The sequence below is a fragment of the Aeromicrobium terrae genome, from assembly GCF_008039565.1.
Classification (GTDB): Bacteria; Actinomycetota; Actinomycetes; order Propionibacteriales; family Nocardioidaceae; genus Aeromicrobium; species Aeromicrobium terrae.
This window is the reverse complement of record NZ_VDUX01000003.1, coordinates 449,260-464,992: the sequence shown is the minus strand read 5'-3', so window position 1 is coordinate 464,992 and position 15,733 is coordinate 449,260. Positions and strand designations below refer to the sequence as shown.

Annotated in this window: 17 protein-coding genes; 11 read left to right on the top strand and 6 right to left on the bottom strand. The window is 71.1% G+C overall.

Annotated elements, in window-relative coordinates:
• Positions 1 to 135: 135 nt before the first annotated feature.
• Positions 136 to 711, bottom strand: coding sequence for a hypothetical protein (locus tag FHP06_RS09045; protein WP_147685930.1), 576 nt, complete (start codon positions 709 to 711; stop codon positions 136 to 138).
• 385 nt (positions 712 to 1,096) lie between these two features.
• Positions 1,097 to 1,558 (bottom strand): immunity 26/phosphotriesterase HocA family protein, encoded by a 462-nt coding sequence (locus tag FHP06_RS09040; protein ID WP_187271856.1) that lies wholly within the window; start codon positions 1,556 to 1,558, stop codon positions 1,097 to 1,099.
• A gap of 87 nt (positions 1,559 to 1,645) precedes the next feature.
• Here FHP06_RS09040 and FHP06_RS09035 point away from each other — a divergent pair, with 87 nt between their 5' ends.
• Positions 1,646 to 2,035: a DUF1398 domain-containing protein gene (locus tag FHP06_RS09035; RefSeq protein ID WP_147685926.1), complete on the top strand. Its 390-nt coding sequence runs from the start codon at positions 1,646 to 1,648 to the stop codon at positions 2,033 to 2,035.
• A 7-nt stretch (positions 2,036 to 2,042) separates the two neighbouring features.
• On the opposite strand, the gene FHP06_RS09030 is transcribed toward FHP06_RS09035, so the two are convergent.
• Complete coding sequence (locus FHP06_RS09030; protein WP_230973452.1) at positions 2,043 to 2,552, bottom strand: MarR family winged helix-turn-helix transcriptional regulator; 510 nt, start codon at positions 2,550 to 2,552, stop codon at positions 2,043 to 2,045.
• Positions 2,553 to 2,616: 64 nt separating this feature from the next.
• Here FHP06_RS09030 and FHP06_RS09025 point away from each other — a divergent pair, with 64 nt between their 5' ends.
• Positions 2,617 to 3,864 (top strand): MFS transporter, encoded by a 1,248-nt coding sequence (locus FHP06_RS09025; protein WP_230973451.1) that lies wholly within the window; start codon positions 2,617 to 2,619, stop codon positions 3,862 to 3,864.
• Here FHP06_RS09025 and FHP06_RS09020 read toward each other — a convergent pair.
• Entirely contained in the window at positions 3,855 to 4,223 is a 369-nt protein-coding gene (locus FHP06_RS09020) for a hypothetical protein (RefSeq protein ID WP_147685922.1), read from the bottom strand. The two genes, FHP06_RS09025 and FHP06_RS09020, sit on opposite strands and share 10 nt — an antisense overlap.
• Positions 4,220 to 4,942 carry a tRNA (guanosine(46)-N7)-methyltransferase TrmB gene (gene trmB, locus FHP06_RS09015; RefSeq protein ID WP_147685920.1) on the bottom strand — a complete coding sequence of 241 codons (723 nt, stop codon included), beginning with the start codon at positions 4,940 to 4,942 and terminating at the stop codon, positions 4,220 to 4,222. Before trmB ends, FHP06_RS09020 begins: the two co-directional genes overlap by 4 nt.
• 18 nt (positions 4,943 to 4,960) lie before the next feature.
• Between trmB and FHP06_RS09010 the strand changes: the two genes are divergently transcribed.
• The 8 genes from FHP06_RS09010 to FHP06_RS08975 all read left to right on the top strand — a co-directional run bounded on the left by FHP06_RS09010 (position 4,961) and on the right by FHP06_RS08975 (position 11,433).
• Positions 4,961 to 5,476 (top strand): DinB family protein, encoded by a 516-nt coding sequence (locus FHP06_RS09010; protein ID WP_147685918.1) that lies wholly within the window; start codon positions 4,961 to 4,963, stop codon positions 5,474 to 5,476.
• A complete protein-coding gene (gene mobA, locus FHP06_RS09005) occupies positions 5,469 to 6,041 on the top strand; it encodes a molybdenum cofactor guanylyltransferase (protein WP_147685916.1) in 573 nt (190 codons plus the stop codon). Before FHP06_RS09010 ends, mobA begins: the two co-directional genes overlap by 8 nt.
• Positions 6,034 to 6,288, top strand: a complete 255-nt coding sequence (locus tag FHP06_RS09000; RefSeq protein WP_147685914.1) for a DUF6457 domain-containing protein — start codon at positions 6,034 to 6,036, stop codon at positions 6,286 to 6,288. The genes mobA and FHP06_RS09000 overlap by 8 nt, the downstream gene beginning before the upstream one ends.
• Positions 6,288 to 7,112 carry a formate dehydrogenase accessory sulfurtransferase FdhD gene (gene fdhD / locus FHP06_RS08995; RefSeq protein ID WP_147685912.1) on the top strand — a complete coding sequence of 275 codons (825 nt, stop codon included), beginning with the start codon at positions 6,288 to 6,290 and terminating at the stop codon, positions 7,110 to 7,112. Before FHP06_RS09000 ends, fdhD begins: the two co-directional genes overlap by 1 nt.
• A 60-nt stretch (positions 7,113 to 7,172) precedes the next feature.
• Positions 7,173 to 7,502 carry a PadR family transcriptional regulator gene (locus FHP06_RS08990; RefSeq protein WP_147685911.1) on the top strand — a complete coding sequence of 110 codons (330 nt, stop codon included), beginning with the start codon at positions 7,173 to 7,175 and terminating at the stop codon, positions 7,500 to 7,502.
• Positions 7,499 to 8,494, top strand: coding sequence for a hypothetical protein (locus FHP06_RS08985; protein ID WP_147685909.1), 996 nt, complete (start codon positions 7,499 to 7,501; stop codon positions 8,492 to 8,494). Before FHP06_RS08990 ends, FHP06_RS08985 begins: the two co-directional genes overlap by 4 nt.
• 87 nt (positions 8,495 to 8,581) lie before the next feature.
• On the top strand, positions 8,582 to 10,672 hold the full coding sequence (locus tag FHP06_RS08980; RefSeq protein WP_147685907.1) for an MMPL family transporter: 2,091 nt from the start codon (positions 8,582 to 8,584) through the stop codon (positions 10,670 to 10,672).
• 14 nt (positions 10,673 to 10,686) lie between these two features.
• Complete coding sequence (locus FHP06_RS08975; RefSeq protein ID WP_147685905.1) at positions 10,687 to 11,433, top strand: hemerythrin domain-containing protein; 747 nt, start codon at positions 10,687 to 10,689, stop codon at positions 11,431 to 11,433.
• Here the strand turns inward: FHP06_RS08975 and FHP06_RS08970 are convergent.
• Entirely contained in the window at positions 11,430 to 14,738 is a 3,309-nt protein-coding gene (locus FHP06_RS08970) for a BTAD domain-containing putative transcriptional regulator (RefSeq protein ID WP_147685903.1), read from the bottom strand. The genes FHP06_RS08975 and FHP06_RS08970 overlap by 4 nt on opposite strands.
• Positions 14,739 to 14,880: 142 nt before the next feature.
• On the opposite strand from FHP06_RS08970, the gene FHP06_RS08965 reads away from it, so the two are divergent.
• A complete protein-coding gene (locus tag FHP06_RS08965; protein ID WP_147685901.1) occupies positions 14,881 to 15,732 on the top strand; it encodes a Bax inhibitor-1/YccA family protein in 852 nt (283 codons plus the stop codon).
• Position 15,733 lies beyond the last annotated feature (1 nt).

Sequence of the window (15,733 nt, the reverse complement as noted above, 5' to 3'; positions counted from 1 at the left end):
TGACTCCAGCGCGACCAGCTCACAGCCCACAACTGGCTCTTCGGAAAAGCCTCTTCCCGGACCCGCCACAACCCAGCCTAAGCCCGCGCTCCCGGCCGCCTCTTGACACAGAAGGGAGCCATGAGCGGGCGGATCTCAGTGCCCTGGCGTTCCAGCTTCTAGCTTGGCCAGCGCGTCCGGAAGTGCGTGAAGTGTTGTCACATCGGTGCGGCGAACATCGAGGTCAGGCCGTGTGGCCTCAGCCTTCAACCCCCACACCGGCGTGCCTCTTCGCCGCACCCAGTTCATGACCCGGTTGACCCAACGCTCGTAGTCATCGGATATCGCCTTCATCGAATCGGCCTGCGATCCGATGCTGCCCGAGCCGAGGCCGTCCGCATTGTGCGTCGCCGGTGTCCAGAGCAGGACCGGCGAGGCGTTCGAGTCCACCAAGCGTTCGTTGGCTCTCGGCTTGAGTCGCTCCCAGTTGAGGCGGTTGAAGACTCCGGACCTCGATGGTTCCTCCATCGGCGGGTCACCTGCCCGTATTGGAACCGGCGGGCCGAGAGCATGGCTCACGATCATCACCCGTTCTGTCGCTCTCGCCACATCCCGGGACAGCGTGACAGGGGGCGATGCGAGTACTGGCCAGGGCCGCAGGGTCACCTGGGCCGGTTCTCCGAGGTAGTCCAGCAGGTGCTCCTGGTCGGTCAGGGTTGCGTAGAAGTGCACGGCGGCTACCACGTTTGGAGTTTCTCACGCTGTCCAGCAAACGCTCGCTCATCCGGCGTGCTTGTACTTGTCGCGGCATGAGCGGGCGGATCGAATCAGTATCTGATGCGGCGAACGAAATGGACTCGCGTTGGCGCTAGAGCCTGAATGACGCGTTCGCGATCACGCGCAGACGAGAAGATCCGCATCTGCACGTTGAACACGTCCGGCTCTTCGGGGTCCCAACCCCAACCACGTACGGCAGGGAGGCCGACGATGCTGCGTTCGAGACGGAGGTACTCGTCCGGGGCACCGCAGTCCGCGTCCTCAGGGTCATGCGTAGTCACAATGCCAGGCTGTCACGGCGATGGGTTCCCTGTTCGCGGCATGAGCGGGCGTTCGCGGGTTATGCAAGCAGCTTGGTCAAGATGATCTCTACGAACCCTGCGCCCATCAGCCCATCCTTCGGCCTTTGCTCAGCGACTCCAGGCTGGATTTCCTCTTCGCGGAGACGCTTGTTCGGGTTGCCGTCGTCGTAGACGACCTTGAACGACCGACCCGTCAGCTCTTCGTAACGGACGAATTCGGGCATCGGCCAGTCGCGCCGGTCCCAGCCCGCGATGCGGCCGACGATTGGCCATTCGCCGCCTTTCAGACCGAGGTGGCCGAACTTGCCAACGAGGATTGCGTCCTTCGACGTGAGTAGTTGGACATCGGAAAGCTCTGCGACCACGTCGCGTCGTGGGCCGAAGAAGTACCCCAGCAACACGCCGCTTCGATTCGCGCGCGCGACGAGGCCGAGACCGAAACCGTTCCACTGCAGCGGCACTGCGAACCAGTCGCCCTCTTGATATGCACGGGTGGCCACCATCGACTTGTATCACTCACTCAACCGCTCATCGGCATGTGAGTGCGCTTTAGGAGGTCCTCGTCTCGGTCGTGAAAGGCTGGTCCAGTGTTCACCCTGGCCGAGATCGACGAGCTCCACGCCCGGCTGGGCACGGCGTCGCACCTGCCGGACTATCTACAGGCCCTCGCCGAGATCGGGGTCGTGAGGTTCGAGTCCTTCCTCGTCGACGGGCACACCGAGTTCTTCGCCGCCGCCGGGCAGCGGGTGGGCTCCACGCCTCACCACGAGGATCTGGTCGTTGCTGGCACGAGTGACCGTGAGGCCTTCCTCGAGCACCTGCGACGCCACGCCGCGGGGGAGACGACTTACGTCGAGATGTCGGCCGGGCTGGCAGACCGCGGCGTCGAGAAGTGGGCCGCGGACACGGCTGCGCTCACGATGACCTACGTCGACCGCGCCGGCGAGGTCCTGCTCGTCGAGGACGTCAGGGCCTGAGCCTGGCTCATCCGTCGAGGCGGGACTCCGCGTGCAGGGTCAGCTTCTTGAGCAGCTTGTTCAGAGTCTTCAGCTCCGCGGAGCTCAGCGCCGTCGCGAGGTCGTCCTCGGCGTCGCCGCGCAGGGCCATGGCCTTCCGCCAGATCGCGACGCCGGCCCGGGTCGCCTCGATGTCGACGCGACGCCGGTCGTCGGTCCCCGGCGTCCGCTTCACCAGTCCCCGCTTCTCGAGGACGTCCAAGCGGCCGGTCATCCCGGCGCCGGAGACGCCGAGGTCGCTGGCCAGGTCGCCCGGCGACGCCTTCCCTGGAGTGTCCCGGATCATCAGGTGGTGCAGGGTCTCGTACTCGGACTCGAGCAGGCCCACCTCCGCCAGCGCACGCTGCGTCGAGGCCTTGAAGTAGCGGTGGAGGGCGCCGATCCGCACGGTCATCGCCTCGACGTCGTCGTCGAAGTCGACCTCGATCCAGTGGTCGCGCCAGCGCTCGACGTGCAGGTCCGCGAAGTCCTGGGGCACGCATGCATCCTAGCGACCAACATTTCGGTTGTGAATAATTCGTATGCGAAGTAGTTTGTGGTCCGTGGAGAGATGGCTCGCCGAGCGGCACGCACTGCGGCACCGACCGTTCCGGTGGCTGCTGGCCGGCGTCAGCATCAACGCGCTCGGCAACGGCGCCGCACCGATCGCGCTCGCCTTCGCCGTCCTCGACCTCGGCGGCGATGCCAGCGACCTGGGTGTGGTCGTCGGCCTCTACGCGCTGGCAGACGTGGCCGCGGTCCTGTTCGGCGGCGTCCTGGGGGACCGGTTCTCGCGACGGACGATGATGCGCGTCTCGATGGCCGGTGCGGCAGCATCCCAAGCCGTAGCCGCTGCCTCGCTGATCGGCGGATGGTCGAGCCTCGTCCTGCTCTCGGCGACCGGCATGCTCATCGGCGCCCTCGGAGCACTCGGCGGTCCCAGCTCGAACGCGATCACGCCGCAGACCGTCGCGGCCCCACTCCTGCGCCAAGCAGTCGTCCTGCGCCGACTGAGCCAGAACACCGCGATCATCGTCGGCTCGGCCGTCGCCGGACTGATGGTGGCCGGCCTCGGCAGCGGCTGGGCCCTCGCCCTCGATGCGTGCACGTTCGCGCTTGCTGCGTTGGCCTACGGCCTCGTGCGCGTGCCCCCGGTGTCGGCTCCCGAGCCGACGTCGCTCCTCGCCGACGTCGGCGACGGCTTCCGCGAGGTCATGCGGCACACCTGGCTCTGGCTGCTCATCCTGCAGGCGATGCTCTACCACCTGTTCTACGGCGGAGCGCAGGGCGTGCTCGGCCCGATCGTGGTCGGAGACGGGATCGGCCGCGCGGCGTGGGGCTACGCGCTGTCGGCGATGATGGCGGGCTTCGTGCTCGGTGGACTGGTGACCATCCGGTGGAAGCCGCGGCATGCGCTGCACGTCGGCGTCTGGTTCCTCGGCCTGACCGCCGCGTTCCCGGTCGCGATCGCGCTGTCCGACTCGCTCGTCGTCGTGCTCGTCGGGGCCTTCGTGCACGGCTTCGGCCTGGAGATCTTCAGCGTCGGGTGGGACCTCTCGATCCAGGAGAACATCGCGCCGGAGAAGATGGCGCGCGTCTACTCGTTCGACCAGATCGGGTCGTACGTGGCGCGACCGCTGGGCCTGGCGCTCACCGGCCCGGTCGCGGAGGCGGTCGGCTTCCGCCTGTGGCTGGTCGTCGTCGGAGCGGTGATCGTGGCCAGCGTCGCGGCAGCGCTGACGTCCACGGACGTCCGGCGCCTCGAGCGTCGCCCGGAGGTCACCGAGGAGCCCGTGCTCCTTCAGAGCTGACGCAGGCGCACGGCGGCCCAGGTGTCGTCGAGCTGGACCTCGGGGCCGACGCCCCAGCCGTAGTCGTCGACGCGCTGGGTGAGGAGGTCGCGGCTGATCTGCACGGAGCCCACCGTCGGGTAGGAGATCCACACGACGGGTGTGGAGCCGAGAACCGGGAGGACCTCGTCGAGGCGGTCGCCCAGGTGCTCGGCGGAGTCGGCGAGCACGACGGCGGCGTTCATCCGGTCGGCCGGCTCGTCGATCACCTCGGCTCCCTCGGGGAGCGGGTCGAGGATGGCCATCTCCTCCTCGGAGTCGGCGACGACCCAGATGACGTCGTCGGCAGCCAGCCTCAGCTTCTCCGCGTTGGACGTCATGCGAGGAGTCTAGGCCGGGCGGCGAAGTCGTGGATGGTGCGACCGGCGGCCACACCCTTGTTCTCGAACCGCGTCACGACGCGCCCCTCGAACCGCTCCACCGGACCGCCGTCGACGTGCGGTGACGCCGCGATCACCTCGGCCATCACCTCGGCGTAGTCCTCCCAGTCGGTGGCCAGGCGCCACACGCCCTGGGGCTCGAGCACCCGCGCGACGAGCTCGGTGAACGGCACCGTGACCAGCCGACGCTTGTGGTGCCGCTTCTTGTGCCACGGGTCGGGGAACCAGGTCCAGAGCTCGCGGACGGACCCCGGCTCCAGCATCGTCGCGAGCGCCTCCGCCGCGTTCACGATGGCGAGCCGCACGTTGGTGACACCCTGGTGCCGCATGGTGACGAGCGTCTGCGCGACGCCGGGCACGTAGACCTCGAGCCCGAGGAAGTCCACGTCCGGCTGCGCCGCCGCGGCCGCCACGAGCGCCTCGCCACGCCCGCTGCCGATCTCGACGACGAGGGGCGCGCGGCGCCCGAACACCGCCTCCGGGTCGAACCGGTGGGCCGGGTCGACCGACGTGCTCGGCCCGTGCCGCGGGACGGCGAGGACGTGCGACGCGGCGAGGTCGTCCCACGCACGCTGCTGGCGCTCGGTCAGCCGGCCGCCGCGCCGGGTGAAGGACACCGGCTCGGACCGATAGGTCGGGGCGTCCCCACTGTCGTTCATCGGGGCTAGCGTAGAGCCGTGATCACACCCGACACCAAGGACTGGACCTGGGTCCTGCGCGAACCCTGCCCGGAGTGCGGCCTGGCCGCCGGCGACGTCGACCCCACCACGGTCGGCGACCGCACCCGCGCCACCCTCCCGACGTGGGAGGACGTCCTCGAGCGCGACGACGCCCGCGAGCGTCCCGACGAGGACACCTGGTCGCCCACCGAGTACGCCTGCCACGTGCGCGACGTGTTCCGGCTCTTCGCCGGCCGCGCCGCGCTCATGCTCGAGCAGAACGACCCGCTCTTCGAGAACTGGGACCAGGACGAGACCGCCGTCGCCGAGCACTACGAGCTGCAGGACCCGGCCGACGTCGCGCCGCAGCTCGTCGAGGCCGGCAACCGGATCGCCGACGTCTTCGACGCGGTGCCCGCCGACGCCTGGACGCGAACGGCCCGCCGCTCCGACGGCGCGGAGTTCACCGTCGCCACGCTCGCCCAGTACTTCATCCACGACATCGAGCACCACCTCCACGACGTCGGTGCTTGATCTGTCCGGCGTGGCCTGGGACGCGATCGTGCTCGCCGGTGGGCGGGCGTCGCGTCTCGGGGGAGCGGACAAGATGAGCGTCGAGATCGACGGGCGCACCCTGATGCAGCGCACGCTCGACGCGGTGTCCGGCGCCGACCGGGTGATCCTCGTCGGCGACGTCGACGTCCCCGGGGTCACCGTCGTCCAGGAGGAACCGCGCTACGCCGGCCCCGTCGCAGCGGTCGGTACGGGCCTCGCCGAGGCGACGGCGGACTGGGTGCTCGTCGTCGCGGGCGACCACCCGTTTCTCGCCGACGCCGTCGAGCCACTCCTCGCCGCGCGCTCCGGCGATGGCGGCATCGCCGTCGGGCCGGACGGGCGCCGGCAGAACCTCATGGTCATGGCCGCCACCTCGGCCCTGCGTTCCTCCCTGGAATCGCAGGACGACCTGGTCGACCTGCCGTTCCGCACGATTCTCGAGCCGCTCGCGCTGACCGAGATCGCCGTCCCCGAGCGGGCGACAGTCGACGTCGACACGTGGCACGATCTGAAGAAGGCGGAAGGGGTGGCGCGAGATGAGTGAGGTCTCCCTCGACGACTGGGCTGCGACGGTCGCCAAGGAACTCGGGGTCGACGACCTCGACGTCGACGTCGAGCAGGTCCTCGACCTGGCCGCGGACGCGGCGCACGCCGTCCTGAGGCCGGCCGCCCCCGTCACGACGTTCGTCGCCGGGCTCGCAGCCGGGCTCGCCGGCGGCAGCGCCACCGACATCCGCGAGGCCCTCGACGCCGCCATGGCGCTCTGCGACCGCCTGGAGGACGAGGGCTAGTGGCGAGTCGACGGACCCGCCGCACGCGCGTCGAGCGCCACGAGGGCGGAGCCGTGACCACCCGCGAGGACACGCTCGTCGTCGAGGAGCCGCTCGAGGTCCGCATCGACGGCAAGCCGTTCGTCGTCACCATGCGCACGCCGGGCGACGACTTCGACCTGGTCGCCGGCTTCCTCGTCTCCGAGGGCGTCGTCCACGCGCCCGAGCAGCTGACCGCCATGCGCTACTGCGCCGGCACCGATGAGGACGGCCGTCAGACGTTCAACGTCGTCGAGGCCGTGCTCGCGCCGGACGTCCAGCGTCCCGACCTGGCCATGGAGCGGCACGTCTACACCTCCAGCTCGTGCGGCATCTGCGGCACGGCATCCATCGACGCGGTGCAGAAGATCGCGCACACCTCGCTCGCCGACGACGACACCACGTTCGGCGCCGACCTGATCGCGTCGCTGCCCGACCGGCTGCGCGAGCACCAGGCCGTCTTCGACCGCACCGGGGGAGTGCACGCGGCCGGGCTGTTCGACGACGACGGCGAGCCGCTCTGCCTGCGCGAGGACGTCGGACGGCACAACGCGGTCGACAAGGTCGTCGGCTGGGCCCTGCGCGAGGGCCGGGTCCCGCTGCGGGGGACCGTGCTGCAGGTCAGCGGCCGGGCGTCGTTCGAGCTCGCGCAGAAGGCGCACCTCGCCGGCATCCCGGTGCTGTCCGCGGTGTCCGCGCCGTCGTCGCTGGCCGTGGAGCACGCCGCCTCCGCGCACCTCACGCTCGTCGCCTTCAACCGCGCCGGCCGATTCAACGCCTACGGGGCCACGCACCGGATCTCCTAGCGACGCGCCACCGTGTGGCGGCTTGCGCAGTATTGCGCAATGCGTGGTACTGTCCCATCCATGGATGCGACCCAGCTGCTCAAGGGAGTGCTCGACGTCGCCGTCCTCGCGGTCGTCGCCGAGGAGGACGGGTACGGCTACGACGTCGTGCGGCGGCTCCGCGCCGCCGGCCTGGAGGACGTCGGCGACGCCTCGGTCTACGGGACGCTCCGGCGTCTGTACTCGGCCGGGGCCCTGACCTCGTACGTCGTGCCCTCCGAGGAGGGCCCGCACCGCAAGTACTACGGCATCAACGCCCAGGGGAAGGCGATGCTCGAGCTCCAGCGCAAGGTCTGGACCGAGTTCTCCACCACCATGAACCAGTTGCTCACGGGGAAGGCAGCAGCATGACCACCTACGCCATCACGCCCACCGTCGCCTCGTTCGCCGATGCGGTCCGCGACGCGCTCGGGGACCTGCCGGCCGAGGAGGTCGACGACCTCACCGAGGGGCTGGAGGCCGACCTGGCCGAGGCCTTCGCCGACGGCCGGGGCGAGCTGCCCGACCCCATCGCGTACGCCGAGGAGCTGCGGACCGCCGCCGGACTCCCGCGGCGAGCCGCCCGCCGTCCGGGGCTCGACGCGGCGAGGAGCACCCTGACGGTGGCCGCGCGCAAGGCGTGGTCGGCCGTCGGGCCGGTCGCCGTGGAGCTGCGTCCGGTCTGGTGGGTCGCCCGCGCCGTCGTCGCCTACTTCGCCGTCGTCTGGGCCACGGGGGAGTACCGCCAGCTCATGCCCGACACCGTCGTCGAGTGGTTCGTGCTGGCCGTCGCCGTCGTGATCAGCGTCGCCTGGGGGCTCGGCCGGTGGCAGCCGTCGTGGTTCCGCGTCCCGATCATCGTCGGCAACGTCCTGGCCGTGGCGCTGCTCGTGCCGGTGCTGAACCACCAGGGCGACCAGACCACCACGTGGGCCGACGCCGAGGACGCCCTCGTCCCCGCGAACGTCGACTCGAACCAGATGGACCTGACCGGCGTCTACAGCGACGGCAACCCGGTGACCAACATCTTCGCGTTCGACGCCAAGGGCCGAGCGCTGCGCGACGTCCAGCTGTTCGACGAGATGGGCCGACCCCTGGTCACGTCCACCCCCGGCGGCAACGGCTGCCTCGACGCCGACTGCAACGACGTCGGGCTCTGGGCCCCGGCGGTGCTCAGTACCGGGAAGTACGCCTGGAACGTCTACCCGATGCGGATGCTGCCGTCCGACGACAACCTGACCTATCTGGACGACGAGCGTCCGCAGGTCCGTCCGGCGCCGTACGCCAACGTCCCGTCGGTCGACCGGGAGCGGACCGCTCAGGCCAACAGTCCCTACGCCGACGGGCCGGACGGCACGGACTGACGCTCCAGCGCCACTCAAGTCGCGCTCAAGTCGGGCGCAAGCGGCCGGTTCCACGCTGGTCTCCTCACACACCTGAGGAGAACAACCATGAACCCCCTGAACCGACTCGGACTCGCGACCGCCAGACACCCCTGGCGCACGATCGCGATCTGGGTGGTCGCCCTGCTTGCTCTCGGAACCGCCGTGAGCAGCTGGGGCGGCACCCCGCAGGACGACTGGGACGTGCCCGGCGCGCGTGGCCAGGCCGGACTCGACCAGCTCCGTGAGCACTTCCCCGACGCCGGTGGCGCCACCGCCCAGGTGGTGGTGCACGACGACGGCTCGCTCAGCTCGTCGGTCGTCACGGCGACGCAGAAGCGCCTCGGCGACATGCCCCACGCCCTGCCCGTCGAGCCGCCGCGGCTCTCCGCCGACGGCGACACCGCCTTGTTCACCGTCCGCTACGACGTCGAGGTCACCCATCACGACCTGATGGGCAAGACCGGCCCGCTCGAGGACGCCACCCAGGGCGCCCGCGACGCCGGGTACCGAGTCGAGCTCGGCGGCGAGCTGCCCGGCACCGCGACGAAGATCGAGGGTCGCGGCGAGCTGATCGGCGTGGGCGTCGCCCTGCTGCTGCTCGTCATCGCCTTCGGCTCGGTCGTCGCCGCCGGACTTCCGGTCGCGGTCGCCCTCGGCGGTCTCGCCGCCGGCAGCATGGGCGTGACGATCCTGGCCGGCGTCATGGACGTCTCGACCACCGCTCCGACGATCGCCTCGATGGTCGGTCTCGGCGTCGGCATCGACTACGCGCTGCTGATGGTCACCCGGCACCTGGAGCACCTGCGGGCGGGGGAGACCCCTGTGCAGGCCGCGGCGAACGCCACCGGCACGGCCGGCAAGTCCGTCGTCGGCGCCGGGCTCACCGTGCTCGTCTCCCTGATGGGCCTGCGGCTCGCCGAGCTGCCGACGTACTCGTCGTTCGGGTTCGCGACCGGCATCACGGTCTTCACGGTGATGGTGGCCGCGGTGACGCTGGTCCCCGCGCTGTGCGCGATGGCCGGCGACCGGCTGCGTCCGCGCCGGGACCGCAAGGCGCGCCAGGTCGTCCCGACCCGCGAGCCGCTGACCGCCCGCTGGGTGGCACGCGTCGCGCGCCGTCCGCTCGCTTGGGCGCTCGCCGCGCTGGTCGTCCTGCTCGCGCTGGCGGCTCCTGCGCTCGGCATGCGCACCTGGCCCCAGGACGGCGGCAGCCAGCCGACGTCGCTGACCACGCGCCAGGCGCACGACCTGATCGCCGAGGAGCTCGGCGACGGTGCGAACGGCCCCCTCACCGTGGTCGTGGACCGCACGAAGCTCGACGACCGCGCCGTGGCGGACCTGCACGCCCGCACGGCCCGGACCGAGGGCGTCGCCGGTCAGACCCAGGTCGTGACCTCCCCCGACGGCCGCCTGGACGTCTGGGACATCCAGCCGACCAGCGATCCCGCCGACGAGGCCACGACGCAGCTGATCGACCGTCTGCGCGAGGACGTGCTCCCCACGAAGGGCGTGGAGGTCACCGGCTTCACCGTGGTCCTGGCCGACATCTCCGCGATGCTGGCCGACCGCCTCTGGGTCGTCGTCGGCTTCGTCGTCGCGATGTCGATCGTCCTGTTGATGGTGATGTTCCGGTCGGTGATCGTGCCGCTCAAGGCGGCGGCGATGAACCTGCTGTCCGTCGCGGCGGCGTACGGCGTCATGACGATGGTGTTCCAGCACGGCTGGGGCTCGAGCCTGCTCGGCGTCGACCACGCCGTCCCGGTCTCGAGCTGGGTGCCGATCCTGATGTTCACCGTCCTGTTCGGCCTGTCGATGGACTACGAGGTGTTCCTGCTCTCGGCGGTCCGCGAGGACTGGCTGCGTACCGGCGACGCCCGTCGCAGCGTGGCCACCGGCCTCGCCTCCACCGGGCGGGTCATCTCGATGGCCGCCGCGATCATGGTCGCCGTCTTCCTCGGCTTCGCCACGGAGAGCGACCTCGTCGTGAAGATGCTCGGCGTCGGCCTGGCCGTCGCCATCGCCCTCGACGCGACGGTCGTCCGGCTGGTGCTCGTGCCGGCCACCATGACGATGCTCGGCCGCTGGAACTGGTGGTTCCCCGGTCGCCGCTCGTCCACCCCGCGGTCCGACGTGACCAAGACCCTCACCTACGTCTGAGAGAGAGAAGAACCATGAGCACCACTGCACCCACCACCTACCCCGACCAGCTGATGCTCCCGGGCGGCCAGGCGGCCGCTCCGGGAGGCCCGGTCGACATGATGATGATGTACGTCATGCACCACGGGTTCCGGCGCGACCTGACCCGGTTCGCGGCGGCGGCCGCGGCCACCCCGGTCGACGACCACCGCACGTGGCAGGCACTGGAGACCCGCTGGGCGAAGTTCGGCGCGATCCTGCACCATCACCACAGCGGTGAGGACGCCGGCATCTGGCCGTTCCTGCTGGAGCGCGCCGACGAGGACGAGCGGTCCACCCTCGAGGCGATGGAGGAGGAGCACTCCCACATCGACCCGCTGCTGACGGCGTGCGGAGAGGGTTTCGCCGAGCTCGCCGGCGACCGGGCTGGTCGCACGACCGCCGAGCTCGAGGACGTGCGGGCCGCCCTGCAGGTCCGGGTCGCCGCGACCCGTGACGCCCTGTCCCGGCACCTCCAGCACGAGGAGTCGGAGGCCATGGTCATCCTCCAGCGGCACATGTCGCAGGCGGACTGGGAGGAGATCGAGGAGACGCACTTCCGCGAGCCGGACGGCGACCTGACGATCGTCGACATGATCGGCTGGTGCGCCGAGGCCGTGCCGCCGAAGGAGCTCCGCGAGATCTTCGCGAAGGTAGGCCGTCCGTTCCAGGTCATCTGGTGGCTGACCCGCGGTCGGTTCAAGCGCCAGGAGCACCGGGCGTTCCGTTACGCGGGGGTCTAGAAGCCGTGACGTTCCCGCAGGTCGTCGAACCACTCGACGACCTGCGGGACGTCCCACGTCTCGCACAGCTCGAGGGCGGCCTCGGCGTGGGTCGTCGCCAGATCGGCCTCCCCGACGGCCGCGGCCGCCAGGGCCAGGTAGGCGTCGATGGGTCCGGAGCACGGCCCCGTGCCGGAGATGAGCATGGTTCCCTGCCAGGGCAGGAGCCGCTCGTAGACCTGCGCTGCGATGTCGGTCTCGCCGAACGCGAGCGCGATCTCCGCGCCGAGCGCCCAGTTCATCTCGGAGTACCAGGAGTCGCGCCCCACCTCGTACTCCACGCCGTCCCAGATCTCGCGGGCGGTGCCCGGGTCGCCCTTGCGGAGGAGCAGCACGACATAGGCCGCCCAGACCGGGACGTTCGCGATGCCGAGGTACGTCTCGACCAGCTCCGTCGGCGCCTCGACGTCGTTCCACAGCGGGGCGATGAGCAGCGCGCCGACCAGTCCGTCGGACTTGTGGGCCATCGAGATGACGTCGTCGAGCTCGCGCAGCCGTGCCGCGATGACCTCGTGGCGCTCCATGTCGCCGCGCAGCGCCGCCCAGGAGATCTCCAGCCCGAGGGTGGCCATCTCCAGGAAGTACATGCGCCGCGACCGGGCCTCGGTCTCGACGTCCAGCAGCTCGTCGTCGAGCCCGTCGATCTCGCCGAGCGCGCACCGTGCCGCGGCCAGCAGGAACCTGCCCACGAGGGCGGTGCGCTCGTCGCCGATCTCCTGCGCGAGCCGCACGGACTCCTCGGCCATCGCCACCCGCTCGTGGATGGTGCTCCGACGCCACGCCGAGACGTACGCGGACTGCAGCGCGTCGACGAGGAGAGCGGTGTCGCCGAGCCGGCGGGCGAGCGCGATCCCCTCCTCGACGAGGGCGTCGATCTCGTGCTCCATGCCCGCGTAGTACAGCTCGGCCGCGAGTCCCAGGAGCAGGCGGCACCGGATGGGTGAGTCGTCCCGCCCGACGGTCTCGAGCGCCTGCCGGATGGCCCGGACGACGTCCTCGTTGACCGTCCCGTACGTGCGGATCTGCCAGACGGCGCCCGCGTACTCGATCTCCGACGCCGCGACGAGAAGATCCGGGCGCCCGAGATCGGCGGCGATGGCGATCGCCTCGTCGGCCGCCGCGGTCATCTCGACCATCCGCGTGCTCCACCGGCAGGCCTCGGCGTACCCGACGAGCAGCTCGTACCGGTCCTCGCGCGTGCCCGTGGGGTCCTGCTCCAGCAGCGAGAGCGCCGACGCGAAGTGCGCCGCCGACTCCTCGCCGGCGTGGACGGCCATCGCCGCGCGGCCCGCCGCGGCCGCGGACCGCCAGGCCTTGTCGACGTGCCGGCTGCCGGCGGCGGCCCAGTGCCGGGCGATCTCGGCGGCGCGGTCCGCCGCGTCGGGGCGTGCCTCCAGGAGGGTCGCGAGCGTCGCGTGCATGCGCTCGCGGCGGGACGGGCCGAGCTCGCCGTAGACGGTGTCGCGGACGAGCGCGTGCCCGAACAGGAACCGGTCCGCGCCGAGATCCTGCACCAGGTCGATCGCCATCGCGGGCTCGAGCAGGTCGAGGGCGGTGGTCTCGGGGACCTCCAGCGCCGGGGCGAGCAGCTCCAGGTCGACGACGCGGCCGATCACCGCGCCGGCGGTCAGGGCGTCGCGGCTCGCCTCGGGCAGCTGGCGCACGCGCTGGCGGACGACGTCGGAGACGGTGCGCGGGGTGGAGCCGACCAGCTCGCCGAGCGGCTGGCCCTCGTCGCGGGCGAGCCGCGCGTACTCGATCAGGAAGAACGGGTTGCCCTCGGTGCGCTCGCGGGTCGCGGCGGCGGCCGCCTCGTCGACGCGGTCCCCGGCCACGGCCCGCAGGACGTCGAACGCCGCCTCCGTGCCCAGGCCGCTGAGCTCCACGTGCGTCGCGTGCCGGCGGGCGAGCGCCTCCGCCGCCTCGCCGAGCGCCGGGTTCGCGGTCTCCGATCCGCGACGCCAGGTGCACAGGACGAGCAGCCGGGCCAGGTCGAGGTGGGCGGCCAGGTGCCGGAGCACGCGGAGCGACGACGCGTCGGCCCAGTGGAGGTCCTCCAGCAGCAGCACGACGGGGTCCTGCTCGGCCCGGGCGACCAGGTCTGTGCGGATCCGTTCGGCCACGGCGAAGCGTGCCGCGTCGTGGTCGGCGTCCGGGGCGTCGGCGCCGAGGTCGGGGTCGCCCAGGGCCGTCCGCCACGGCCACAGGGGAGGGGCGTCCTCGTCGGGGGAGCACCGGCCGACGAGCACGGTGGCGCCGGCCGCGCGGGCGCGCAGGCCCAGCTCGGAGCTGATCCGCGACTTGCCCGCGCCGGGCTCGCCGACGATCGCCGCGAACGACGGCGTGCCCTGCCCGGCCGTCCGCAGCAGCTCCTCGAGCGTCTGCAGCTCGGCCTCGCGGCCCACGAACGGCCAGTCCGGGACGACGAGGTCGACCGGCGCGGACGGCGTCGCCGCGGCCGGCGCGGTCATCCCCTCCTGCTGGCGCAGGATCGCGGTCTGCGCCTCGCGCACGGCAGGCGACGGCTGGATCCCGAGGTCGCGGTCGAGGGTCTTGCGCAGCCGCTCGAGCGCGGCCAGCGCGTCGGCCTGTCGACCGACCCGGTTCAGCGCGACGGCGAGCAGGACCCAGAGGCGCTCGCGCAGCGGGTGCTCGGCGACGAGCGCCTCCAGCTCGCCGACCGCGACGGCCGACTGGCCGGCCGCGACGAGCAGCGTCGCGCGGTCCTCGAGCGCCTGGACGCGCAGCTCCGCGAGGCGCGACCGCTCGGCCTGCACGAGATCCTCGCCCACGACGTCCGCGTACGGGTCGCCACGCCACAGCGCGAGCGCGGCGTCGAGCTCGGCGAGCCGGCTCGCCGCCGCCGCCGGGTCACCGGCCGTGGGGGCGATGTCCTGCGCCAGCGTGCCGAGCGCCGCGTGCACGGCCGAGACCCGCTCGGTGAACTCGACCGAGTCCAGCTGCACGTCCTGCAGCTGGTACCCGGCGTCGGAGCTGGTGACGAAGCGCGACGCCGCCCGCGGTGCGAGCTCCGGCTCGAGCGTCCGACGCACGACCGACAGGTAGGTGTGCAGGGTGGCGTGGGCGCTCTCCGGCGCGTCCGGTCCCCAAAGCGCCTCCACCAGCACGTCCGCGCTGACCGGCCGGCCGGGGTGCAGCGCGAGGGCGGCGAGCAGCGCCCGATGCTTGGCCGCCTTCAGCGGGATGGCCCGCTCCGGGTCGGACGGGTCCCGCACCACGGCAGGACCGAGGACTCCGACCCACATGGGGGGAGCATAGTTTCGGCGAGCACCGGCCCACCGAGAATTCCGAAGAACCCCTGTTCTCGGGATCAAAACGCCCGTCCCACGCGTTGGATACAGTGCAAGCAGCGACTTCGCAGTGGAGTCCACGTCCCTGGAGGGAACGATGCAGAGCAAGAACCCGGTCTTCGCAAGAAGCGAGGAGTTCAACGGTCGTGCCGCCCAGACCACCTACAGCGACCCGTCGCAGTGGCAGGTCGACCTGAGCGGTGGCGGCTCGCCCACGCACACCGAGCGCGGCACCGGCCGCATGACGATCGACACCGTGGTCGAGAAGACCGCCATCACGCTCGGCGTGCTCATCGCCGCCGCAGCCGTCGCGTGGCTCGTCATCGGCGAGACGCTCAGCCCGGATCGTGAGGTCCAGGACACCGCGGTGCAGACGGCCTACACGCTGACCCTGGTCGGCGGCCTCGGCGGCTTCGTCCTGTCGATGGTGAACTCGTTCAAGAAGGTCGTCAGCCCGGCGCTCGTCATCGCGTACGCCGCCCTGGAGGGCCTGTTCGTCGGCGCCTTCTCCAAGGTCGTCGTGTCGTTCATGGCCAACGGCGACGTCTCGATCGTCTTCGGCGCGGTGCTCGGCACCCTGGCCGCGTTCGGCGGCACCCTTGCCGCGTACAAGTTCTTCGACATCCAGGTCGGCGACCGGTTCCGAAAGATCGTCGTCGCCTCGATGTTCGGCTTCGTCGCCGTCTCGCTGCTGGACTTCGTGCTGCACCTGTTCGGCAGCAGCTTCGGGTTCAACGGCTTTGGCACCATGGGCCTGATCTCGAGCTTCATCGGCGTCGTGATCGCGGTGTTCATGCTGATCCTCGACTTCGACTACGTCGAGCGCGGCGTGGCCGCCGGGATCCCGGAGCGCGAGTCGTGGCGCGCGGCCTTCGGCCTCACCGTCACCCTCGTCTGGCTGTACATCGAGATCCTGCGCATCCTGGCGATCTTCTACAACAACGACTGAC